Below are 22,122 nucleotides of genomic sequence, written 5' to 3'. Positions count from 1 at the left end.
ACCGTATCCGGAGCCCCGGGCGGCCCGCCGGGGGCCTTGCGGGCGGCGCGGTGACCGAGGCCGGCCGCCTCGCGGTGACCGCACCGGAACTCCTCTTCCCCTGCCCTCCCCTGCCCTGCCCTGCCGGTCGAGCAGGGCGCCGAGGCCGTACCTACCCTTCGTCCCCCTCGTCCCCCTCGGCTCCCTCGCCCTCCTCTCCGCCGCCGGCCGCGCGCGCCGCCTCGCTGTCCTTGATCGCGTCCCGGTACACCCGGGCCGCCGCCCGCAGCGCCGCCTCGGGGTCGACGCCGTCCGCCTCGGCGCGCACCGCCAGCGCCAGCAGTTCGTACCCGATGCCCTCCCCCCGGGGCAGGGGCACCTCCAGGCCCGCCGTACGCACCCGGGAGGCGAGCTTGGCGGCGAGGGCCAGGCCGGGCTGGCCGAGCGGGACGCCCTCCGTCACGGAGGTGCGCCGCTTCTCCTCGGCCTTGGTGCGCAGCCAATGCTCCTTGACGTCCTCCGGGGTCTCGGCCACCTCGTCGCCGAAGACGTGCGGGTGGCGGTGGACGAGCTTGGCGACGATGCCGCCCGCCACGTCGTCGACGGAGAACGGCGCGTCCGGGTGCTCCTCGGCGATCCGGGAGTGGAAGACGACCTGGAGGAGGACGTCGCCCAGCTCCTCGCGCAGCTCCGCGCGGTCGCCGGCCTCGATCGCCTCGACCAGTTCGTAGGCCTCCTCGATGCCGTACTTGGCCAGGCCCTCGTGGGTCTGCCGGGAGGACCAGGGGCACTCGGCGCGGATGCGGTCCATGACCTGGACCAGGTCGAGCAGGCGGGCGCCGGGCAGGTCGTAGGAGGCGGGGAGCAGCTCCAGCTCGGGCATGGCGACCCGGCCGGAGCCGGCCAGGCGGGCGAGGCCGTCGGTGAGCGCCGGCTCGCCCTCGCCGGTCGCCACGACCACCACCGTCCGCCCGCCGGCGCAGGCGTCGACCAGCTCCGGCGCGGTGGGGGACGCCTGCGTCACCGCTATCCCGGCCTCGCGCAGATACGGCAGCTGGGGATGCGCGCCGTCCGCGCACAGCACGGCGTCGGCGGCGCCGAGGGCCTGCCAGGCGGGCCAGGACAGCAGGCCGGGGGCGACGCGGTGGCTGGTGGTCAGCAGGACGACGCGGCCGGGCGCGGCCTCCGGGCCGGGGGCGGGACGGGCTTCGGCACTGGATTCGTTCACGATCCGAACGTAACCCACGGCGCGAGAGCGTGGATCGAGTTGTCCACAGGGCCGAGGACTCGTGTGATCGTATGACCTAACCCGCCGCCCACACCGTCCCGCCTACGCCGTCACCGGCTGCCCGCCCGCCGCCGTGATCTCCCGGACCCACGGGGTCTTGGCGTCCACCCGGCTGCTCTTCTGCACGTCCCAGGTGCCGTAGCGCGGGTTGAGGTCGACGTGGAGGTTCGTGGACGCCTTGGACAGGGCTTGCCAGAACGCGGGCTGGCTGGTGTCGGTGCCGAGCTTGGCGGCGAGCTTCTGCGCCTCCAGTTGCAGGCGCAGGTTGTCGTCGAGACGGGCCGGTGAGATGCCGTACTTCTGCAGCCAGGCCATCTCCAGGCCCCTGCCGCCGCCGGCCTGCTGCTCCAGGCCGGCGCGCATCTGCTGGATCTCCTTGCGGGTGACCGAGACGCCCTTGTCCCGGGCGGCGTGGTGCAGGACCCGGTCGAGCACCATGTTGTGCAGGGTGTCGCGGGTGAGGCTGCTGGTGGAGGAGACGACCTGCTGGTACTGCGTGTCGTCCGGCACCGCGGCCCGCTGGGCCCGGCGGACCTCGTCGACCCGGTTCTCCAGCTGGGCGACGGTGATCCGCTGCCCGCCGACGACGGCCGCGGCGCCCGGATGCGCGTCGCTTCCGCAGGCGGTCAGCAGGGGGGCCGCGGCGGCGATCGCGGCGGTGAGGACGAGCGCGGTGCGACGGCGGCGGTGCAAGGAAACCTCCTGGGGGAGATTGTGCGACGGTGCACAAAGTCTTGCGATGATCGATGGTAGGCAGTGGGCAGGCCGCGGCCAACCCATTCGACCAACGATTCGCGCCCGCTTCGGGCACCGCCGCGCCGCTTCGCGGCGGTCCGCCGGATCAGCCGATGACGGCCACCGGGGCGTCCCAGGCGTTGCGGTCGACGGTCAGCGTGACGCCGCCGCGCGTCTCCTTGCTGTTGACCATGTACTGGTGGCCGCGGCTGTGGGGGGTGAACTGGGCGGCGCCCCACGGCCAGTCCGCGGTCGTCGTGTTCTTCTTGTCGTACAGCGCGTACCAGAGGTTGCCCGGCAGGTCCTTCTTGTCGGCCGCGGTGGCGACGGCCTTGGCGCTGGAGCCGGTGAAGCCGTAGTAGCCGCCGCGGTAGGTCTTGGCGCGCAGCGTCTTCATGAAGGAGCGCACGTACGTCAGCACGGCGTCGTTGCACGCCTTGTCCTTGACGTCGTACGCCTCCATGTCGAGGTAGATGGGGCTGCCGGCCTTCATGCGCAGCGCGGACGCCTTGGCCACGGCGTCGGCGGCGTCCTTCGCGCCCAGGGAGGCGGCCGTGGCGGCGCTCAGCTTCTCGGGGCTGGAGCCGGTCTGGCAGGGCGGCTGGGCGCCGACGTAGATCGGGACGAGCTTCCAGCCGAGGGAGTTCACCGACTTCACCCAGGACGCGGTGAGGTTGGGCTGCGCGCAGCCGCGGTTCCTGCCGCCCACGTAGACGGCGGCGGCGCCGTAGAAGCCGGTGTTCCATGCCTTCATCGCGGACAGCGAGGGCGCGGTGCAGGTGTCGAACGCACGGCCGGTGAACGTCTTCTGCGCCGGCCAGGAAGTGGCGGCCATGGAGGTCTGGGCGGCGATGCCGGCGCCGGCGGCGACCACCGTGCCGGCCACTCCCCAGGCGATGTATCTGCGCTTCTTGGACTGCCGGTGACCGGCCATTGCCCCACCCCTTTGTCGCGCACGGCGGCTTGCACCCGTGCGTGCCTGACGAAACCGACGGACAATCTATCCGCGCACCTGTCCGAGCCACTGGAGGGTCCGCCGCACCTCCACGGCCAGCGGGTGGCCGGGGCCGTGCAGCCGCTCGACGTCCAGCACCAGCCGCGCGAGCGTGTCGTGGGCGGCCGGCCGGTCGCCGAGCGCGAGCAGCAGATGGCCGATGCGCCGGCGCACCTCGTGGGCGAGGTGCGGGTCCCCGGAGACGTACTGGTTCTCGTAGTACGGCAGCAGCGCGCGGTACTCGGCGAGCGCCGCCGCCGGTTCGCCGAGCTGCTCCAGGCACTGCGCGGCCTCGTAGCGGTAGCGCAGCGACTGCGGGTCCGCCTGGCCGGCCTCGGCGGCGCGTTCGTCGGCGAGCCGGCGCAGTTCGGGCAGCGCGCGCCGGTACTGGCCGTCGTCCAGCAGGGTGGCCACGTACTGCTTGCGCAGGGTGCGGACGACCGGGGAGTGCTCGCCGTGCTGCTCGGCGGCGGCCGGCAGGATCGCGCCCAGGATGTCCACGGCCTGGGTGATGCGGCCCTCCCCCAGCAGCCGCTTGACCTCGTCCACGGCGGCGGCGACGTCCGGCTTCTCGGCCACCGGCGGCGCGGGCGCGACGGGGGCGGGCCGCGGCGCGGGTGTCCGCGCGCGGTCCGGCCAGGGGGCGTGCGGGCGCAGGAAGGGGCGCGTGGGGTCCAGGGGCGCCCCGGTGGGGGTGCCGCGCCCGGGCAGCAGCAGTGCCAGGTCCTCGTAGACCTCCTGCGCGGACGCCGGCCGGTGCTGCGGGTCCTTGGCGAGCAGGCGCAGCACCAGCGCCTCCAGCGCCTCGGGGACCTCGGGGCGGATCCGGCGCACGGGCAGCGGGGGCTCGTACAGGTGCCGGTGCAGCACGCCGAGCGCCGTGGAGCCCGCGAACGGCACCTCGCCGCTGAGCAGTTCGTGCAGGAGCACACCGAGCGCGTACAGGTCGGTGTACGGGCCGACCGCGCCGCCCATCGCCTGCTCGGGCGCCATGTAGGCGGGCGAGCCGATCGGGGAGCCGGTGTGGGTGAGGCGGGTGGTGTCGGTGTCCATCACCGAGGCCACGCCGAGGTCGAGCACGGTGATCGTGCCGTCCTGCTTCACCATCACGTTGCGCGGCTTGAGGTCGCGGTGCACGATCGGCACGGCGTGCACGGCGCTCAGCACGGCGCACAGCTGCGCGGCCACCGCGACCGCCCACGGCCACGGGTACGGGTCGTGCTCGGCGAGGTGGTCGGACAGGTCGGCGCCGTCGACGTACTGCATCACGAGGAACAGCTCCTCGCCCTCGCTGCCCGCGTCGTGCACGGTCACCAGGCCGGGGTGGTCCACCTGCGCGGTGACCCGGCACTCGCGCAGGAAGCGGCGGCGCAGCTCGTCCGCCTCCTGGCCCGCCACCTTGTCCGGGCGCAGCAGCTTCACCGCCACCCGCCGGTCCAGCCGCCGGTCGTACGCCGTCCAGACCTGGCCCATGCCGCCCTGCCCGATGAGCGTGGACAGTTCGTAGCGACCGGCGACGACGCGTCCCGTCGCCCCGCTCACCGGCCGCCCTCGTGGCCGTCCCGCCGGCGCAGGTAGTCGCTCAGCTCGTCCAGCTCCGCGCGCACCTGGTCGATCCGCGCGGGCGCCGGGCGATGCGGCGCCGGGCCGGCCGGCGGGGGCGCGGGCACGGGCGTGTGCGGCACCGGGGGCGGGGTGTGCGGCGCGACGGGCGCCCCGTGCGCGGCCTGGGCGATCGGGGTGATCGGCATGGTCGGCGGAGCCGGTACGACCGGGGTGCCCGCAGCGGTCGGCGCGGTCGGTACGGTCGTCGCGCCGTACGGCGTCGCGGGGGCCGGGTAGCCGTACGCCGGGGCGCCGGGCGGCGTCGCGTACGCCTCCTGGCGCAGCAGGAAGTGGCGGATGTCCGCGGCCAGGTAGTACGCGATCGCGCCCACGAGCGTGCCGATCACCAGCAACAGGCCCGCGTAGCCGCCCGCGGTGTGGATCTCGTCGCCGGGCTCCACCGCCAGCAGGACGACGCCCAGGGCGTCGGCGGCCAGCACCGCCACGAACAGCCCCCAGTCCAGCGACCGGCGCGTGACGGCCGCCAGCCGCAGCAGCATCACCCAGGACAGGAAGCCGAAGGTGAGGATCCCGAGCGCCACGAACAGCACACGCAGGAAAACCAGCCACGCGGTGTGCGGCGGCTGCTTCACCGGCTGTCCGTAGCCGTGGCCTTGCATGGCTGCTCCCGATCCTGGAAGTGGGCGTGGCCGCCCGCCCGTGCCGGTCCGCGGGGGCCCGGACCGCGCCGGGCGCGCGGTTGTCGCTTCGAGCATATGGCCCGCCAGGGACAAGTGATCGGGGTTGTGCCGAACCGTTGTCCGGTGGCCGCGCGGGATCAGTCCGGGGCCACCGTGCCGTCGGTGAGCCCGTCGTACATCCCGCGCACCAGCTGCTCCCCGAGCCGGCTCGCGTGCCGCAGGGCCCGCTCGAACTCGTCGAGCGCGCGGAACCGCGCGCCGTAGCGCCGCTGCTCCTCCAGCGGCAGCCGGGGCAGGTGCAGCCGGCGCACGTCCAGCCGGGTCGCGGTGGAGGCGTAGCTGCTGGCCTGCCGGTTGTTCGCGGTACCGCGCAGGAACCCGGCCAGGAACCACGGGTCGAGCGCCGTCCGATCGGGGCGCAGCAGCACCAGGTTGCGCCCCAGGGCGGCGCCCCCCGTCGCCTCGTCGATCACCCGCGCCACCGCACCGCCGCCGAGCACCGGCACGACGATGTCGCCCGGTTCGGTCAGCACGGCCTCCTCCTCGCTCTCGGGCAGCGTGCCGGAGGGCGCCGTCCCGGCGAGGACGTCGTGGTCGGTGAGCACCGGCACGCGCGCGTGGCCGCCGTTTCCGCCGGTACGCATCACCAGCGCGCCCCCGCGCGCGAGTTCGCCGACGGTGGTCAGCGGCCAGCGCGCGGGCGGTGCCGGGGCGGCGGGCGGCGGGGTGAGGTCGGCGGTCAGGCGCAGGGTCGCGCCCAGGCGTTCGCGCACCTGGGTGAGCTGCTCGGCGCCCTCGGCCAGCGCGGCCGGCGGCAGATGGCGGGCGGGGGCGAGGTCCACGTCGTCGTCGAGGAGTTCGATGACCGGCACGGACCGGGCGAGCCCGGGCCGCTCCGCGAGCCGCCCCGCGCGCGCGTAGGTCCGCCAGGCGTCCAGCACCGCGTCCCGTACCGCCTCCCAGTCGGGGCCGCCGCGCGCCTCCCCGGCGAACCGTCCCGTGTCCACGAGGAGCACCTCGGGGGCCGCCGGTGTGCGGCCGGGGCGGCGCAGCACCCACAGGTGCAGCGGGATGTTGTACGGCGGGGCCGCGCCGACCGGCAGCGCGACCACGGCCCGCAGCGCGCCCCGGCGCAGCAGATCGGCGCGGATCCGGCGCCCGGAGCGGCGGGAGGCGGCGGCCGGCGGCATCAGCAGGACGGCGGTGCCGCCGTCGGCCAGCCGGGCCAGCGCGTGCTGCGCCCAGGCCAGCTCGGACTCCGTGCGCGCCGGGAAGCCGTACTCCCAGCGGGGGTCGTAGGCGAGTTCGTCGTGGCCCCAGTTGCGCTCGTTGAACGGCGGATGGCACAGGACCGCGTCGGCGCGCAGCGCGGGGTGGGCGTCGGCGCGCAGGGTGTCGCCGACGGCGGCGCGCACGGTGGCCCGGCTGTGCAGCGCCAGCCGCAGCGCGCTGAGCGCGGCGAGTTCGGGGGCGCTGTCCTGGGCGTACAGCTCCTGGTCGGGGCGGGGGTCGACGGCGCGCAGCAGGGCGCCGGTGCCGCAGGCCGGGTCCAGGACGGTGCGGGCGGGGCCGGCCAGGTCGGCCATGAGGCCCGCCAGTTCGGCCGGGGTGAGCGTGTACTGGCGCGGGTTGGCGTCCAGGTGCCGGCCGAGCAGGAACTCGAACGTCTGCCGGGCGCCGATCTCGGCGGCGAGTTCGGCGGCGCCGCGCAGGAAGGGGACGGAGGGGAGGAGCTGGGGGCCGGTGGGGGTGGTGAGGGCGGGGGTGGGAGGCAGGGGCGGGGTGGAGGTGAACGGCGGGGTGGGCGCGGGTGGGGTGGGGGTGGGCGCGGCGGTGTGCATCGCCGGCTTCGCGTGCACGGGTGGTGTGGCGTGAACGGCTGGTTCGGCGTGAACACGGGGCGGAGTGTTCACAGTCGGCGTCGCCGGCGAGGAGTTCACAGTCGGCGTGGTGGGGTCGGCGTTCACACGGGACGCGGTGGCGTCCGTGTGCACGTCGGGCGTGGTGGCGCCGGCGTTCACATCGGACGACGCCGAATCCGCGTTCACAGCCGGGTTCTGGAGAGGGGCGCTCCCACCGGACCGCCCGAAAGCCGCGTTCACACCGCCGCCCGCGCCCGCGCCCGCTCCCGCGCCCACTCCCCGGCCGCCACCCCCGCGTCCCCGCGCGCCTCCCAATCGAGGTGTCAGCACCTTCTCCAGCGCCCCCGGCAGCATCGCGGCCAGCCTCGCGTCGGAGCCGGCGCTCGCGTCGAGCCAGACCGTGGGGCGTTCGTGGATCAGCAGCAGCGCGCATCCCGCGTGCACCAGGGCCGTCAGCGGGCCTTCCGGATGGCCGGCGAGCTGCTGCCAGACCCGTTCCCGCAGGGGTACTTCCGCGAGTTTGCCCTGCTTGCGCAGCCAGGTCTCGACCTCGGCCAGGGCGAAGGACGGGCTGGTCTCGCTGCCGCCGACAGGCTTGGGGAAATCGGCGTGCCTGCGGCGCCAGTTGCTGACGGCGGCCCGCCCCACCCCGGCGAGCCGGGCGATCCCGGCCGCGGTCACCTCTGTCGCGTTGTCCTGCACCGGCTTCGCTCCCCTCGTCCCGTGTGTGCGCCGAGCATACCGGCGTACACAAGATCCATGGGTTCACGGCCGTGTACAGACTCAAAGGTGTGAATCGTGTTGACTCGGTTCACACGCTCTGCTGTTATTGACCCAGCGAACGAGCGGTCACCGGAGGGGGAGGCCGCCGCATTCGGGGAGGGATTCGTCATGGGCATGAAGGCCAAGGTCGCGATCGGCGCGGTAGTGGGGCTCGCCGTCATCGGGGCCGTGTCCGCCACCGCCGGCAACGACGACAAGGACGGCGGTTCCGGCGGCGGCGCCAAGGCCGGTTCCTCGGCCTCGGCCGGGCACCGGCCCGGTGACGGCGGCGGCAAGGGCGCGGACGGCTCGGAGGACTCGGGCGCCGCCAAGGCCGCCGAGGAGAAGAAGGCCGCCTTCGGGGGCGACGGCGAGTACCAGGTCGGCACCGACATCAAGCCGGGGACGTACCGGACGACCGGCAACACCGATGACATGTGCTACTGGGAGCGCGCCAAGGACGCCTCCGGCGAACTGGACTCCACGCTCGCCAACGACAACGTGAGCGGCACGAGTTACGTGACCATCAAGGCCACCGACAAGCTGTTCAAGTCCAACGGCTGCGCCGACTGGGAGGCCGTCGACCCGAAGGCGAAGGGCACGCCCGCCACCTCCATGGAGGGCGACGGGGGTATGTTCAAGGTGGGTACGGACATCGCGCCGGGCACCTACAAGTCGACCGGGAACGCCGACGACTCCTGCTACTGGGAGCGCAGCAAGGACGCCGGCCAGGGCCTGGACTCGATCATCGCCAACAACAACGTGACCGGCACGGCCGTCGTCACCATCAGCGCCTCGGACGGCTACTTCAAGACGACCGACTGCGGCGACTGGAAGAAGGCCTGACCCCGTTTGCCCACCCCGGGGCGGGGACACTCACCCCGCGCCGGCCCCGCACACCCCGACACCCGCACCACCCGCGCCCCTACCGCTCACCCCCGTACCGCTCATCCCCGTACCACTCACCCCGGAGCCCTCGGCTCCCCGCTCATCAGAACACCTCTCTCAGCAAGGAACCGTCATGCGTCGTACCGCATTCGCCGCTCTCTGTCTCGCCGCCGCGGCCACCGCGGGACTCACCACCGGCTGCCAGTCGGGGAACGACTCGGCCGACAGCAAGCCGAAGGGCCCGTTCGCCGGGCTGAGCGGTGGTGAGATCGCCGAGCGCGCGATGAAGACCACCACCGGCGCCTCGTCCCTGCGCCTGAAGGGCCAGGTCCCCGACGACGAGAGCAAGGGCGTCATCGCGATCGACATCGCCCTCGACAAGAAGGGCCGCTGCGCCGGCACGATGAGCATCGGCGGCCAGGGCAGGACCGATCTGATCAAGACCGGCAGCACCGTCTACATGAAGTACGACGAGAAGTTCCTGCGCGCCCAGAGCGAGGGCGAGTCCAAGGAGGACACCGACGCGGCCGTCGACATGCTCGCCGGCAAGTGGACCAAGATGGCCGTCAAGGGCCAGGACGCCAAGGACATCGCGAGCTTCTGCGACCTGGACACGATCCTCGGCGACGTGAGCGACGGCGACACGGAGGCCACCCGCGGCAAGACCACCAAGGTCGACGGCACGCCCGCGATCGTCCTGCACGAGAAGGACGGCAAGGACGACTACACGGCGCACGTGGCGACCGAGGGCAAGCCGTACCTGCTGCGGATCGACAGCGGGGCCAAGGCCAAGGAGCAGATACACCTGGCGTTCGGCGACTACGGCCGTCCGGTCCCCGCGGACAAGCCCGCGGGGAAGATCATCGACCTGGACTCGCTGTAAGGACCGGTAGGGGGCCGGGCCCGGCGCCGGGTCACAGCGGGTGCCGCAGCCAGACGTTGGGTTCGACGTAGACGGCGTACCCGCGCTCCGGTTCGCAGCGGACCGGGACCAGCGCGCCGGGCACCTCGATGTCGCCGGGGCGGTCGAAGCGCAGCCCCGTCCAGCGGCGCCACTCCTCCAGCGAGCCGCCGACGGTCATGGAGGCCGGGGCGATGGAGTCGAAGGTGGCCCCGGCCCGGGCGTGGACGCGCAGCCACGGGTCCTCGGGCAGCCCGTCAGGGCGGACCCGGCGGGCGTACTCGGCGATCGGGGTGTGCGGTTCACGGTGCTTGGCGCTCGGCCGGACGGGGGCGACGACCTCGCGGAAGCCGCGGGCGCGGGCGTTGTCCCGCATCGCGGCGAGCAGCACGGCGGACAGCCCCCGGCCCTGGGCGTGCGGGGCGATGGTGACCGAGACGGCGCTCACCGTGTCCGGGCGGATGCCGTGCCGCAGGTCGGCGAAGGCCCAGGCGAGGACCTGGTCCCAGCCCCGGGCGGGCAGGGTGCCCCGGCCGGGCGCGTCGAGGGCGAAGGGCACGCTGTAGGCGTGGGCGACGACCTGGCCGTCGACGTCCTCGGCGAACAGGGCGTATTCCGGGAGTTCGGTGGGGATGCGGCCGTAGTGGGTGACGCCCACGGGGTCGTTGGTGACGAACTCCGGCCAGGTGTCGGGCATGCCGAACACCGCCGGCAGCCGGTCGGGCCGCTCGGCGATGCTGCTGACCTTGATGTCCATGACGGACACGGTAGGCGGGGCCGCACCCCCCCGGGACAGCGGTTTACCCGGTCAGCGGGCCCGGAAGCTACCCGGTCAGCGGGCCCGGAAGCGTTCGGGTGCCCGGGTCGGGTTGCCGCCGGTGGGCAGCTTCTGGTCCGGGCAGCCGGCGAGGACCTTCTTCATGGCCGACTGTTCGGCGGCGGTGACCCACAGGCCGTACTTCTTCTTGACCGCGACCTGGGCGGCGACGTATCCGCACCGGTAGTCCTTGTTGGGCGGGAGCCAGGTGGCCGCGTCGCCGTCGCCCTTGCCGCGGTTGGTGCTGGCGTCGACCGCGAGCAGGTTGAGCGGGTCGTTGGCCAGGGCGATGCGCTTGGCCGCGTCCCAGTACTTGGCGCCCTTCTGCCAGGCGTCGGAGAGGGCCACGACGTGGTCGATGTCGACCTGGCTGCGCCCGCGCCGGTAGGTGATCTCCTTGCCGGAGTAGGGGTCGGGGTCCAGCAGGCCGGAGGAGACCTTGCAGTCGCCGCCGGTGAACCTCACGTTCTTCAGGTCGCGTTTGAGGATGTCGTCGCGGGTGTCGCAGGAGTTGGAGTCGGTGTCCGCCCAGGCGGTGCCGAACCGGTCGCGGGAGTAACCGGTCTTCGGAGCCCGCCCCTTGACGGTCAGTGAGGCGGCGGCGGACAGGGCCGCGCCCCCGCCTCCGGTCTCCTCGGGCCCGGCGGACCCCTTGCTCTGCTCGGCCGTACAGCCGGTCGCGGCGACCAGCATGGCCACGGCGGTGACCACCCCGCCCCTCAGACGCGTCACGGTGCGTCCCCCTTGCTCGTGCTGGTCCGCCCGTCAGGAGCGGGGCGGATCGTTCCGCTCCCCACGGTAACTTCCCGTCGCCGTCCAGCAGATGGGGCCTCATCATCTGATAGGGCGACACGTACCGGTTTGTCCGCCCGGCGAGTCCCGCTTGACCTTGTCCTTGGCGTCAGGGTCCGAGAATCCCCGCGTGACCGAGAACAGCACCCCCGTGGACCAGCCCCCTCGTGCCGTCCTCGTGACCGGCGCCGGCACCGGCATCGGCCGGGCCGCCGCGCGCGCGTTCGCCGCCGGGGGCGCCCGGGTCGTCGCCGTCGGCCGCCGGGCGGAGCCGCTGGCGAAGACCGCCGAGGGACACCCGCTGATCACCCCCCTGTCCGCCGGCCTGACCGCCGAGGACGGGCCCGCCTCGGTGGTCAGCGCCGCGCTGGGGCGCCATGGCCGTGGCGCAGGGCGCGCGGGGTCGTGCCGGTCGCCTCCGCCGGTTCACCGATCCGCACGCGCGCCCCCGGTCCCGTGCCCCGCCCGTCGTTCCCCCGCGCCGCCCCCGTCGCCGTACACCCCGCGCTAGCCCAGGACGGAGGTGAGGAACTCGCCGACCCAGGCCAGCAGTTCGCGGCCGACCAGGGGCTTGCCGCCGACCTTCGCGGTCTTCGGGCGCGGGACCAGCACCTGGTGGGCGGTGGACTTGATGACCGTGCCGGGGTAGAGCCGCTTGAGGCGCAGCTCCTGCGACTCGCGCAGCTCCACCGGCGCGAAGCGGATATTGGTGCCCTGGAGCACGATCTCGCCGACGCCGCAGGCGCGCGCGAGCATCCTGAGGCCGGCCACCAGCAGCAGGTTCTCCACCGGTTCGGGCAGCTTGCCGTAGCGGTCGGTGAGTTCCTCGCGGACGGCCTTGACGTCCTCCTCGCTGTTGGCGGAGGCGATCGAGCGGTACGCCTGCAGGCGCAGGCGCTCGCCGGGCGCGTAGTCGTGCGGGACGTGCGCGTCGACGGGCAGCTCGATCTTGACCTCCAGCGGCGGCTCCTCCTCGATCCCGCCGGTCTCCAGCTGGCGCCGGTAGTCGGCGACGGCCTCGCCGACCATGCGGACGTACAGGTCGAAGCCGACGCCGGCGATGTGGCCGGACTGCTCGCCGCCGAGCAGGTTCCCGGCGCCGCGGATCTCCAGGTCCTTCATCGCGACGTACATGCCCGCGCCCATCTCGGTGTGCTGGGCGATGGTGGCCAGGCGCTCGTGCGCGGTCTCCGTCAGCGGCTTCTCCGGCGGGTACAGGAAGTAGGCGTACCCGCGCTCGCGGCCCCGGCCGACCCGGCCGCGCAGCTGGTGCAGCTGGGACAGGCCGAAGGTATCGCCGCGCTCCACGATGAGGGTGTTGGCGTTGGAGATGTCGATGCCGGACTCCACGATCGTGGTCGACACCAGCACGTCGAACTTCTTCTCCCAGAAGTCGACCACGACCTGTTCCAGCGCGGATTCCGACATCTGGCCGTGGGCGGTGGCGATGCGCGCCTCGGGGACGATCTCGCGGAGCCTGGCCGCCGCGCGGTCGATGGACTCGACACGGTTGTGGATGTAGAAGACCTGGCCCTCGCGCAGCAGTTCGCGGCGGACGGCGGCGCCGATCTGCTTCTCCTCGTACGGCCCGACGAAGGTGAGCACCGGGTGGCGCTCCTCGGGGGGCGTGGTGATCGTGGACATCTCGCGGATGCCGGTGACCGCCATCTCCAGGGTGCGCGGGATCGGGGTGGCGGACATCGTCAGCACGTCGACGTTGGCGCGGAGCTTCTTCAGCTGCTCCTTGTGCTCGACGCCGAAGCGCTGCTCCTCGTCGACGATGACCAGGCCGAGGTCCTTGAACTTGGTCTCGGAGGAGAACAGGCGGTGGGTGCCGATGACGACGTCCACCGAGCCTTCCTTCAGGCCCTCCAGGACGGCCTTGGCCTCGGTGTCGGTCTGGAAGCGGGACAGGGCGCGCACGTTGACGGGGAACTGCGCGTACCGCTCGGAGAACGTGCCGTAGTGCTGCTGGACCAGCAGGGTGGTGGGCACCAGGACGGCGACCTGCTTGCCGTCCTGTACGGCCTTGAAGGCGGCCCGCACCGCGATCTCGGTCTTGCCGTAGCCGACGTCGCCGCAGATCAGGCGGTCCATGGGGACCGACTTCTCCATGTCCTCCTTGACCTCGGCGATGGTGGTGAGCTGGTCCGGGGTCTCGGCGTAGGGGAAGGCGTCCTCCAGCTCGCGCTGCCAGGGGGTGTCGGTGCCGAAGGCGTGGCCGGGGGCGGCCATGCGCGCGCTGTACAGCTTGATCAGGTCGGCGGCGATCTCCTTGACGGCCTTCTTGGCGCGGGCCTTGGTCTTGGTCCAGTCGGCGCCGCCGAGGCGGTGCAGGGTGGGTGCCTCGCCGCCGACGTACTTGGTGATCTGCTCCAGCTGGTCGGTCGGGATGTACAGCCGGTCGCCGGGCTGGCCGCGCTTGGCGGGCGCGTACTCCACGACCAGGTACTCGCGGGTGGCGCCCTGCACGGTGCGCTGCACCATCTCGATGTAGCGGCCGACGCCGTGCTGTTCGTGGACGATGTAGTCGCCCGGCTCCAGGGTGAGCGGGTCGATGGTCTTGCGGCGGCGGGCCGGCATGCGGGCGCCCTCGCGGCCGGCGGTGCGCTGACCGGAGAGGTCGGTCTCGGTGAGCACGGCGAGGCCCAGCGCGGGGTCCACGAAGCCGTACTCGATGGAGCCGCAGGAGACGTGCACCACCGACGGGCTCAGTTCGCCGAGGTCGGAGTCGAGGCGGGCGGCGATGCCCTCGCCGCCGAGCACCTCCACCGTGCGGGCGGCCGGGCCGTGGCCCTCGGTGACGAACACCGTGCGCCAGCCGTCGGCGAGCCAGCCCTTGGTGTCGGCGAGGGCGCGCGCGGTGTCGCCGCGGTAGGTCTCGGGGGCGCGCATGCCGAGCTTGAGGGTGTCGGCGTCGCCCGCCGCGTCGGCGTCGGCGGCGAACGGGGAGACCGACCACCACATCATGTCCAGCTCGCGCGCGCGGTCGCGGACGTCGGCGATGGACCACAGGGAGGCCGCGCCGACGTCGATGGGGGCCTCGCCGCCGCCCGCGGTGGCCGCCCAGGACGCCTGCAGGAACTCCTGGCTGGTGGCGACGAGGTCGGCGGCGCGGGTGCGGACCCGCTCGGGGTCGCAGACGACGGCCATGGCGCCCTTGGGCAGCACGTCGAGGAGCAGCTCCATGTCGTCCACCAGGACCGGGGCCAGGGACTCCATGCCCTCCACGGCGATGCCCTCGGCGATCTTGCCGAGCAGTTCGCCCAGCTCGGGGTGGTCCTCGGCGAGGGCGCGCGCGCGTGCGCGGACGTCGTCGGTGAGCAGCAGCTCGCGGCAGGGGGGCGCCCACAGGCCGTGTTCGGCGACTTCGAGGGAGCGCTGGTCGGCGACCTTGAAGTAGCGGATCTCCTCGACCTCGTCGCCCCAGAACTCGATGCGCAGGGGGTGTTCCTCGGTGGGCGGGAACACGTCCAGGATGCCGCCGCGCACGGCGAACTCGCCGCGCTTCTCGACCAGCTCCACGCGGGCGTAGGCGGCGGCCGCGAGGGCTTCGACGACCTCGTCCAGATCGATGCTCTGGCCGGTGCGCAGGGCCACCGGCTCCAGGTCGCCGAGGCCCTTGACCTGCGGCTGGAGCACGGAGCGCACGGGGGCCACGACGACGGAGACGGGGCCGGTCTCGGGGTCGTCGGGGCGGGGGTGGGCGAGGCGGCGCAGGACGGCGAGGCGGCGGCCGACGGTGTCGCTGCGCGGGCTGAGCCGCTCATGCGGGAGGGTCTCCCAGGAGGGGTACTCCACGACGCCCTCGGGCGGCAGCAGGGAGCGCAGGGCGGCGGCGAGGTCCTCCGCCTCGCGGCCGGTCGCGGTGACCGCCAGCACCGGGCGGCCGGCGTCCCGGGCCAGGGCGGCGACGGCGAAGGGGCGGGCCGCCGGGGGGCCGATCAGGTCGACGTGCGGGCGGTTGCCGTCCGCTGCCGCGCGCATCGCTTCCGCGAGGGCGGGGTCCTTGACGACGGCGTCGAGCAGACCGTGCAGGCTCATGGAGGCTTTTTCCGTCCAGGGGGTCGGCGACACGAAGGGCCCGACTCGTGCGGCGGGCCGGGGCTGTCCAGCGTACGACGGTGTCGGCGGCCGTGCGGTGGCCTGTGGACAACCTCGGGCCCGGCCCTGTGGACAAGTCCCGGGGCCACGGGTGCGGAAGGTGCCCGCGGACGGGGGTGCCCGCGCCGGGCGGTGCCCCGTGCGCACGCGGGCCGGCGCCGGGATGCCCTGGCGGGCTTCCCGGCGCCGGGCGCTCCCCCGCAACCCCCGTGTGCGGTGGCCGTGGCCCCGGTCCGGCCCCCCGTGCGCGGGGGCCGGACCGGGCCGGTGCGGCTAGTCGGTCGCGATCGCGTTCAGCACGTTCATCCGGGCGGCCCTGAACGCCGGGACCAGGGCGGCGAACAGGCCCACGAAGGCGGATCCGATGAACACGCCGGCGATCGTCGGCCAGGGGATGTCCAGGACGGTCAGTCCCTCCAGGGCGAGGAGCTTCTGCGCGGTGGCGCCCCAGCCCATGCCGAGGCCGAGGCCCAGCAGGGCGCCGAAGACGGCGATCACCACGGACTCCAGGCGGATCATGCGGCGCAGCTGGCGGCGGGAGAGGCCGACGGCCCGCATGAGGCCGATCTCCCGGGTCCGCTCGACCACGGACAGCGCCAGGGTGTTCACCACGCCGAGGACCGCGACGATGATCGCCAGCGCCAGCAGGCCGTAGATCATGTTCAGCAGCTGGCCGATCTGGTCCTTCAGTTCCTGCTTGTAGTCGGTCTGGTCACGCACGGTGTACTGCGGGAACTCGTGCAGCGCCGACTTCAGCGCCCGGTAGGCGGCGTCCTCCTGGCCGTCCTTCGCCGTGGCGAACACCAGGTCGTCCAGCGGCATCCGGTCGGCGGGGACGTACTTGGCGACCGTGGCGATGGAGGCGTACATCGCGCCCTTGTCGACGACGACCTCGTCGCTGGTGATCGCGCGGACGGTCAGCTTCGCCGTCCCGCCGTCCTTGAAGCGGACGGCGACCGTGGAGCCGAGCTTGATGCCGTGGTCCTCGGCGAAGCCCTCGAAGACGGACATCGAGTCCGGCCCGTAGGCGTCGGCGAGGCTGCCGGCGACGGTCTCGGTGCGCACGTCCCGGGCGTACGTCGGGTCGGCCGCGTTGATCGTCCCGTTCCTGGTGGTGCGGCCGTCCGGTGTGGTCAGGGACGCGTCCAGGAGCTTGTACTCGGTGACCCGGGCCAGGCCCGGCGTGTCCTTGACGGCCTGGACCGCCTGCTTGGTGATGACCTGCCCGTTGTCGTCCTGGACGATGAAGTCGGTGCCGACGGTCTTGTCCAGCTGGTCGGTGGCGGAGGCCACCATGGAGGAGCCGACGACGGACAGGCAGGCCACCAGGGCCAGGCCGATCATCAGGGCGGCGCCGGTGGCGCCGGTGCGGCGCGGGTTGCGCAGCGCGTTGCGCTCGGCCATCCGGCCGACGGGCCCGAAGACCCGCAGCAGGACCGCGCCGAGGACGCGGACCAGGGCGCCGGCGAGCAGCGGGCCGACGACGACGAAGCCGACCAGGGTGAGCAGCACGCCCAGGCCCAGCCAGCCGGAGCCGGTCTTGGCCTTCTCGGCGGTGGCGGCGACGTACAGGCTCCAGGCGCCGGCGGCGGTCAGCAGCAGGCCGAGGGCGGCGCGGACGGCACCGGAGCGGGCGTCGGAGGGGGTGCCGGCGTCGCGCAGGGCGGCCATCGGGGAGACCTTGCCGGCGCGCCGGGCGGGCAGGTAGGCGGCGAGGACGGTGACGACCACGCCGAGGAGCAGGCCGAGGGCGGGGGTGGTCCAGGCCACCGTCAGGTCGTCGGTGGACAGCTTCATGTCCATCCGCCCCATGAGCTTCATCAGGCCGATGGCGAGGCCGACGCCCGCGCCGACGCCGAGCACGGAGCCGAACACGCCGAGCAGCAGCGCCTCGACCAGCACCGAGCGGTTGACCTGTTTGCGGGAGGAGCCGATGGCGCGCAGCAGGCCGATCTCCCGGGTGCGCTGGGCGACCAGCATGGAGAAGGTGTTGATGATCAGGAAGATGCCGACCAGGAAGGCGATCCCGGCGAAGCCGAGCATCGCGTACTTCATGACGTTCAGGAAGCTCTGGACCTGCTTCTGGTTGGCGTCGGCGACCTCCTTGGCGGTCTGCACCTTGTAGTCGTGTCCGAGGACGGCGACGACGTTCTTCTTCAGCTGCTCGTCGCTCACGCCCCGGTCGGCGGTGACGTTGACGGTGGTGTAGACACCGGTGCGGCCGACGAGGGTCTGCTGGGCGGTCCGGGTGTCCAGGTAGAAGATCGCCGCGCCGGGGTTGGTGACCTTGAAGGCGGCGATGCCGGACACGCGCGCGTGGTGCGTGCCGACGGCCGTGATCAGGCCGATGTCGTCGCCTCGCTCGAGGCCGTGCCGGTCGGCGGTGTCGGCGTCGACCATCACCTGGTCCGGGCCCTTGGGCGCGGTGCCGGAGGTGATCTCCATGGTGCGGGCGTCGTTGCCGTTCCAGCTGCCGACGATGGTGGGTCCGCCGTTGCCGGGCGACAGCTTGTCCTTGCCGGCGTCGACGACGGTCACCGAGGTGGAGAACACCGTGCCCTCGGCCGACTTCACGCCCCGGGCGCCGCGGACCTTGCCGACGACGGAGGCCGGCAGGACCGGCGGCTTGCCGGTGCGGGAGGTCGTCTCCCCGGTGTCGGAGGCGCTCTTGGCGCCGACCTGGACGTCGGAGGCCGTGGCCTGGAACAGCTTGTCGAAGGTGGTGTTCATGGTGTCGGTGAACACCAGGGTGCCGCACACGAACGCCACCGACAGCAGCACGGCGACCGCCGACAGCGCCATGCGGCCCTTGTGCGCGAGGAAGTTGCGCATCGAGGTCTTCAGGACGGTCACGACGTACGCCCCCGGGCGTCGAAGTCCTTCATGCGGTCCAGGACCTGTTCGGCCGTCGGCTGGTGCATCTCGTCGACGATGCGGCCGTCGGCGAGGTAGAGCACGCGGTCGGCGTAGGAGGCGGCCACCGGGTCGTGGGTGACCATGACGATGGTCTGGCCGAGTTCGTCCACCGAGCGGCGCAGGAAGCCCAGCACCTCGGCGCCCGCGCGCGAGTCGAGGTTTCCGGTCGGCTCGTCCCCGAAGATGATCTCCGGGCGGGCGGCGAGGGCGCGGGCCACGGCGACGCGCTGCTGCTGGCCGCCGGAGAGCTGGGTCGGGCGGTGCTTGAGGCGCCCGGCGAGCCCGACGGTCTCCACCACCCGGTCCAGCCAGGCCCGGTCGGGCTTGCGGCCGGCGATGTCCATGGGCAGCGTGATGTTCTCGACGGCGTTCAGCGTGGGCAGCAGGTTGAACGCCTGGAAGATGAAGCCGATGCGGTCCCGGCGCAGCTGGGTCAGCTTCTTGTCCTTCAGCCCGGTGATCTCGGTCTCGTCCAGGTAGATCTGACCGCTCGTCACCGTGTCCAGGCCGGCGAGGCAGTGCATCAGGGTCGACTTGCCGGACCCGGAAGGGCCCATGATCGCGGTGAACCGCCCGCGGGCGATGTCCACGTCGACGCTGTTCAGCGCGACAACGCGGGTCTCCCCCGACCCGTACGCCTTCACGACCTGCCGCGCCCGCGCCGCGACGGCCGTACGCCCTCCAGTACCCCCGTGCCTGGGAATGGTCACAGCCGATGTCACGGTATGTCTCCTATGTCGGTCGACAGGTCATGCGCGGCACCCCTGGTGCCGGTGCGTCGTCTTGATTACGCCGATGAGTCTCGCGGTCGGCGAGGGCGTCGCGCGCTGGTGCGCGGCCCCCTCTTCCCCGGGGGAAAACCCCACCCCCGCCGGTGCGGTCCGCCGCCCCCCGACGGCGTAGGACCAGGTTAAGGACCGCGCCCGGCCCGGCTCCTCCTCCGCCGGGACGAGCCCTCCCCGAGCCGAGGTACGGAGGAACCCCTAGGGGGACTCCACCGCCGGGTGGAGACACTCCCGGGGGTTCCTCCACCCTTCGGCGCGCGCGGCCTCCGCCCTGCGCCGCGCCGGGCCCCGGACGGCCCGCCGTGGAAAGCTGTCGTCCCACACATAGGTGCAGGGGGCACCTGGGTAGCTTCCGACGGGAAGCAGGGGAGGGGATCCACGGTGGGGAGCACGACACCCGCGATACGCGGCGGCACGGCCCGGGGCCAGGGGGAACGACGGCGGGGGGCGGTCGTGGCCGCGCTGATGCTGGCGATGGCCCTGGCCGCGCTCGACTCCACCGTCGTCTCCACGGCCGTACCGCAGATCGTCGGCGACCTCGGCGGGTTCTCCGTCTTCTCCTGGCTGTTCTCCGGCTACCTGCTCGCCGTCACCGTCACGCTCCCCGTCTACGGCAAGCTCTCCGACACCTTCGGCCGCAAACCGGTGCTGGTGGTGGGCGCGGCCGTGTTCCTGGCGGGCTCGCTGCTGTGCGCGACGGCCTGGAACATGGCCGCGCTGATCGCGTTCCGCATCGTCCAGGGCCTGGGCGGCGGGGCGTTGCAGGGCACCATACAGACACTCGCCGCCGACCTGTACCCGCTGGCGGAGCGGCCGAGGATCCAGTCCCGGCTGTCCACGGTCTGGGCGGTCTCCGCGGTCGCCGGCCCCGGGCTCGGCGGAGTGCTCGCCGCCTACGCCGACTGGCGCTGGATCTTCCTGATCAACCTGCCGATCGGCGCCGCCGCCCTGTGGCTGATCGTGCGTCACCTGCACGAACCGGAACGGGAGACCGCCCGCCGCGCCCGCGTGGACTGGGCCGGCGCGCTCGCGGTGTTCGCGTGCGGCGGGGTGCTGCTGACCGCGCTGGTGCAGGGCGGGGTCGCCTGGCCGTGGCTGTCGGCCCCGTCGCTGGCCCTGTTCGGCGCGGGCCTCGCCCTGGTCGCCGTGGTGGTCGCGGTGGAGCGGCGGGCCGCGCAGCCCATCATCCCGGGGTGGGTGTGGCGGCGCCGCACGATCGCCGCCGTCAACCTGTCGCTCGGCGCGCTCGGACTGCTGATGGTCGCGCCCGCGGTGTTCCTGCCGACGTACGCGCAGTCGGTGCTCGGACTCGGCCCGGTCGCCGCCGGGTTCGTGCTGTCGGTGTGGACGCTCAGCTGGCCGGTGTCCGCCGCGCTCAGCCAGCACGTCTACCGGCGCATCGGCTTCCGGGACACCGCGCTGCTCGGCATCGGCCTCGGCGCGCTCGTCCTCAGCGTGTTCCCGTTCCTGCCCTACCCCGGGTCCTGGTGGCAGCCGACGCTGCTGATGCTGCTGCTCGGCGGCGCGCTCGGCCTGTACCAGCTGCCGCTGATCGTCGGGGTGCAGTCGACGGTGGGCTGGTCGGAGCGGGGCACCACGACCGCCTCGGTGCTGTTCTGCCGGCAGACCGGCCAGACGATCGGCGCGTCCCTGTTCGGCGCCATCGCCAACGGGGTGCTGGCCGCCCGGCTCGGCGGGGCCGGCGACCTGGACTCCGTCACCCGCGCGCTGGACGCCGGCACGGCCCCGGAGGCGACCCGGCGGGCCATCGCCGACGCGGTGCACGCCGTCTACCTCGGTGCGGCGTGCGCGGCGGCCCTGGCGTTCGTGGTGCTGCTGCTGGTGGCGCCCCGGCGGTTCCCGGTGCTCCCCGAATGACCCGGCGGACCGGGGCGGGCGGCCCGGCTACTCGGTGACCACCCTGCCGGTCAGCGACATCAGGCGGTCGCGCGCCGAGTCGACGTGCGCCTGGACGTCGTCCCAGGTGTCACCGTGCTCGCGCAGCACCCGTTCGGTCTCCTGGGCGATGCGCTCCTCGCGCGCCCGCGCCTCGGCGACGATCCCGGCGGCACGCGCGCGTGCCTCCTCCTCGCACCGCCGGGCGTACCTCCCGGCTTCCTGGAGCGCCCGCTCGGCCGCCGCCAGTGCCGCGTCGGCCCGGTCCGCGCGCTCGGCGTGCCGGGCGTCCAGCTCCGCCGCCCGCTCGGCCGCCTCGCGTTCGGCCGCGGCCCAGCGCCCGGCGTTGCGCCGGGAGTGCTCGGCGAGCGTCCCGGCGGCGCGCTGCCGCGCCTCGCGCACCGCCGCGAGCGCTTCCATGCGCGCCGCCCGCACCTCGCGCCGGGCCCCGACGCGGATGCCGTTGGCCTCGGCCCGCGCGGCCAGGATCCGACCCCGCGCGTGCTCGTCGGCCGCCGCCCGGACGGCGTCCGCCGCCTCCCGTGCCTCCCGGCGGACCCGCTCGGCCTCCGCCTCGGCCCGCGCGACCTGCTGCCCGGCCGCGCGCCGGGCGCGCTCCCTGAGGTCCGCCGCCTCGTTCTGCACCCGCTGGAAGAGCCGCTGCGCGCCCTCCCCCAGCGTCTCGTACGTCTGCGGCACGAGCTGGGCGACGGCCTCGCGCAGCCGTACCGCCTCGGCCTCCATGTCCTTGGCGAGCACGGTCAGCCGGGCGGCCCGCTCCCAGGCGGCGTCCCGGTCCCCGGACAGCGCCTCCAGGCAGGCGTCGACCTGGTCGGGGCGGTAGCCGCGCCCCCGGACGGTCGCGAAGCCGTGCGGCGGCATCGATGCGCTGCTCACCCTGGGACTCCTCTCCACCGGACCTACACGACAGAATGATTTCGTGCATATCTTGATGGATCGGACATAACCGGTCATGTTCCGACACTCCGCAGACCGCGCGCGGACGTGGGAGCACCGGGCGCCGACGACACGTCGGGCCCCGCACGCGCGCGTGCGGGGGCCGACAGCAGGGAAGCGAGGGGAGCTCCTTCGGGGGAGGGGATGCAACAAGACGTCCCACCCCCGCTCCCGCAGCCCCGACCACCAACTCTCCGGCG

The 22,122-nt window shown here is 73.6% G+C and carries 15 protein-coding genes and 1 pseudogene; 4 read left to right on the top strand and 12 right to left on the bottom strand.

From position 1 onward, the window contains the following. Window positions 1–151: 151 nt before the first annotated feature. The 6 genes from ACZ63H_RS21105 to ACZ63H_RS21080 form a co-directional block, all read right to left on the bottom strand. Window positions 152–1,207, bottom strand: a complete 1,056-nt coding sequence (locus ACZ63H_RS21105; RefSeq protein ID WP_469867168.1) for a nucleoside triphosphate pyrophosphohydrolase — start codon at window positions 1,205–1,207, stop codon at window positions 152–154. Between the two features lie 102 nt (window positions 1,208–1,309). Further along, a complete protein-coding gene (locus ACZ63H_RS21100) occupies window positions 1,310–1,960 on the bottom strand; it encodes a SurA N-terminal domain-containing protein (protein ID WP_469867166.1) in 651 nt (216 codons plus the stop codon). Between the two features lie 148 nt (window positions 1,961–2,108). Beyond that, complete coding sequence (locus tag ACZ63H_RS21095) at window positions 2,109–2,936, bottom strand: glycoside hydrolase domain-containing protein (RefSeq protein ID WP_469867164.1); 828 nt, start codon at window positions 2,934–2,936, stop codon at window positions 2,109–2,111. A gap of 66 nt (window positions 2,937–3,002) precedes the next feature. Next, window positions 3,003–4,496, bottom strand: a complete 1,494-nt coding sequence (locus ACZ63H_RS21090; protein ID WP_469867284.1) for a protein kinase domain-containing protein — start codon at window positions 4,494–4,496, stop codon at window positions 3,003–3,005. Between the two features lie 38 nt (window positions 4,497–4,534). Then, the gene (locus ACZ63H_RS21085) at window positions 4,535–5,221 is read right to left on the bottom strand and encodes a hypothetical protein (protein WP_469867163.1); all 687 of its coding nucleotides are present in this window, start codon (window positions 5,219–5,221) and stop codon (window positions 4,535–4,537) included. A gap of 158 nt (window positions 5,222–5,379) precedes the next feature. Beyond that, window positions 5,380–7,806 carry an N-6 DNA methylase gene (locus tag ACZ63H_RS21080; protein ID WP_469867161.1) on the bottom strand — a complete coding sequence of 809 codons (2,427 nt, stop codon included), beginning with the start codon at window positions 7,804–7,806 and terminating at the stop codon, window positions 5,380–5,382. 189 nt (window positions 7,807–7,995) lie between these two features. Between ACZ63H_RS21080 and ACZ63H_RS21075 the strand changes: the two genes are divergently transcribed. Together ACZ63H_RS21075 and ACZ63H_RS21070 are read left to right on the top strand one after the other, a co-directional pair. Then, window positions 7,996–8,712: a hypothetical protein gene (locus tag ACZ63H_RS21075; protein WP_469867159.1), complete on the top strand. Its 717-nt coding sequence runs from the start codon at window positions 7,996–7,998 to the stop codon at window positions 8,710–8,712. Between the two features lie 175 nt (window positions 8,713–8,887). Continuing rightward, window positions 8,888–9,637, top strand: coding sequence for a hypothetical protein (locus tag ACZ63H_RS21070; RefSeq protein WP_469867157.1), 750 nt, complete (start codon window positions 8,888–8,890; stop codon window positions 9,635–9,637). A 31-nt stretch (window positions 9,638–9,668) separates the two neighbouring features. Here the strand turns inward: ACZ63H_RS21070 and ACZ63H_RS21065 are convergent, their stop codons facing one another. Further along, complete coding sequence (locus ACZ63H_RS21065; protein WP_469867155.1) at window positions 9,669–10,412, bottom strand: GNAT family N-acetyltransferase; 744 nt, start codon at window positions 10,410–10,412, stop codon at window positions 9,669–9,671. Window positions 10,413–10,487: 75 nt separating this feature from the next. Continuing rightward, a complete protein-coding gene (locus tag ACZ63H_RS21060) occupies window positions 10,488–11,204 on the bottom strand; it encodes an HNH endonuclease family protein (protein WP_469867153.1) in 717 nt (238 codons plus the stop codon). 190 nt (window positions 11,205–11,394) lie between these two features. Here ACZ63H_RS21060 and ACZ63H_RS21055 point away from each other — a divergent pair. Beyond that, window positions 11,395–11,649 (top strand): annotated as a pseudogene (locus ACZ63H_RS21055) (SDR family NAD(P)-dependent oxidoreductase); the annotation flags it as partial. Window positions 11,650–11,771: 122 nt separating this feature from the next. Here the strand turns inward: ACZ63H_RS21055 and mfd are convergent. From mfd to ACZ63H_RS21040, 3 genes are all read right to left on the bottom strand, one after another. Then, on the bottom strand, window positions 11,772–15,308 hold the full coding sequence (gene mfd, locus ACZ63H_RS21050) for a transcription-repair coupling factor (RefSeq protein ID WP_469867151.1): 3,537 nt from the start codon (window positions 15,306–15,308) through the stop codon (window positions 11,772–11,774). Between the two features lie 333 nt (window positions 15,309–15,641). Beyond that, window positions 15,642–18,221 carry an ABC transporter permease gene (locus tag ACZ63H_RS21045; RefSeq protein WP_469867150.1) on the bottom strand — a complete coding sequence of 860 codons (2,580 nt, stop codon included), beginning with the start codon at window positions 18,219–18,221 and terminating at the stop codon, window positions 15,642–15,644. Then, the gene (locus ACZ63H_RS21040; RefSeq protein ID WP_469867148.1) at window positions 18,218–19,006 is read right to left on the bottom strand and encodes an ABC transporter ATP-binding protein; all 789 of its coding nucleotides are present in this window, start codon (window positions 19,004–19,006) and stop codon (window positions 18,218–18,220) included. Before ACZ63H_RS21040 ends, ACZ63H_RS21045 begins: the two co-directional genes overlap by 4 nt. A gap of 444 nt (window positions 19,007–19,450) precedes the next feature. Here ACZ63H_RS21040 and ACZ63H_RS21035 point away from each other — a divergent pair, with 444 nt between their 5' ends. Next, a complete protein-coding gene (locus ACZ63H_RS21035) occupies window positions 19,451–20,947 on the top strand; it encodes an MFS transporter (RefSeq protein ID WP_469867146.1) in 1,497 nt (498 codons plus the stop codon). A gap of 27 nt (window positions 20,948–20,974) precedes the next feature. Here the strand turns inward: ACZ63H_RS21035 and ACZ63H_RS21030 are convergent, their stop codons facing one another. Then, window positions 20,975–21,862, bottom strand: coding sequence for a cellulose-binding protein (locus tag ACZ63H_RS21030; RefSeq protein WP_469867144.1), 888 nt, complete (start codon window positions 21,860–21,862; stop codon window positions 20,975–20,977). Between the last annotated feature and the right edge of the window lie 260 nt (window positions 21,863–22,122).

The sequence above is a fragment of the Streptomyces sp. NPDC104831 genome (assembly GCF_055583025.1).
The sequence above is the reverse complement of the archived record's forward strand: the minus strand, read 5'-3'. Positions and strand labels throughout refer to the sequence as shown.

Excerpts from the sequence above, each read along its gene's own strand:
- ACZ63H_RS21070 (WP_469867157.1), top strand. The coding sequence starts at position 8,888 with ATGCGTCGTACCGCATTCGCCGCTCTCTGTCTCGCCGCCGCGGCCACC.
- ACZ63H_RS21065 (WP_469867155.1), bottom strand. The coding sequence starts at position 10,412 with ATGGACATCAAGGTCAGCAGCATCGCCGAGCGGCCCGACCGGCTGCCG.
- mfd (WP_469867151.1), bottom strand. The coding sequence starts at position 15,308 with ATGAGCCTGCACGGTCTGCTCGACGCCGTCGTCAAGGACCCCGCCCTC.
- ACZ63H_RS21075 (WP_469867159.1), top strand. The coding sequence starts at position 7,996 with ATGGGCATGAAGGCCAAGGTCGCGATCGGCGCGGTAGTGGGGCTCGCC.
- ACZ63H_RS21095 (WP_469867164.1), bottom strand. The coding sequence starts at position 2,936 with ATGGCCGGTCACCGGCAGTCCAAGAAGCGCAGATACATCGCCTGGGGA.
- ACZ63H_RS21085 (WP_469867163.1), bottom strand. The coding sequence starts at position 5,221 with ATGCAAGGCCACGGCTACGGACAGCCGGTGAAGCAGCCGCCGCACACC.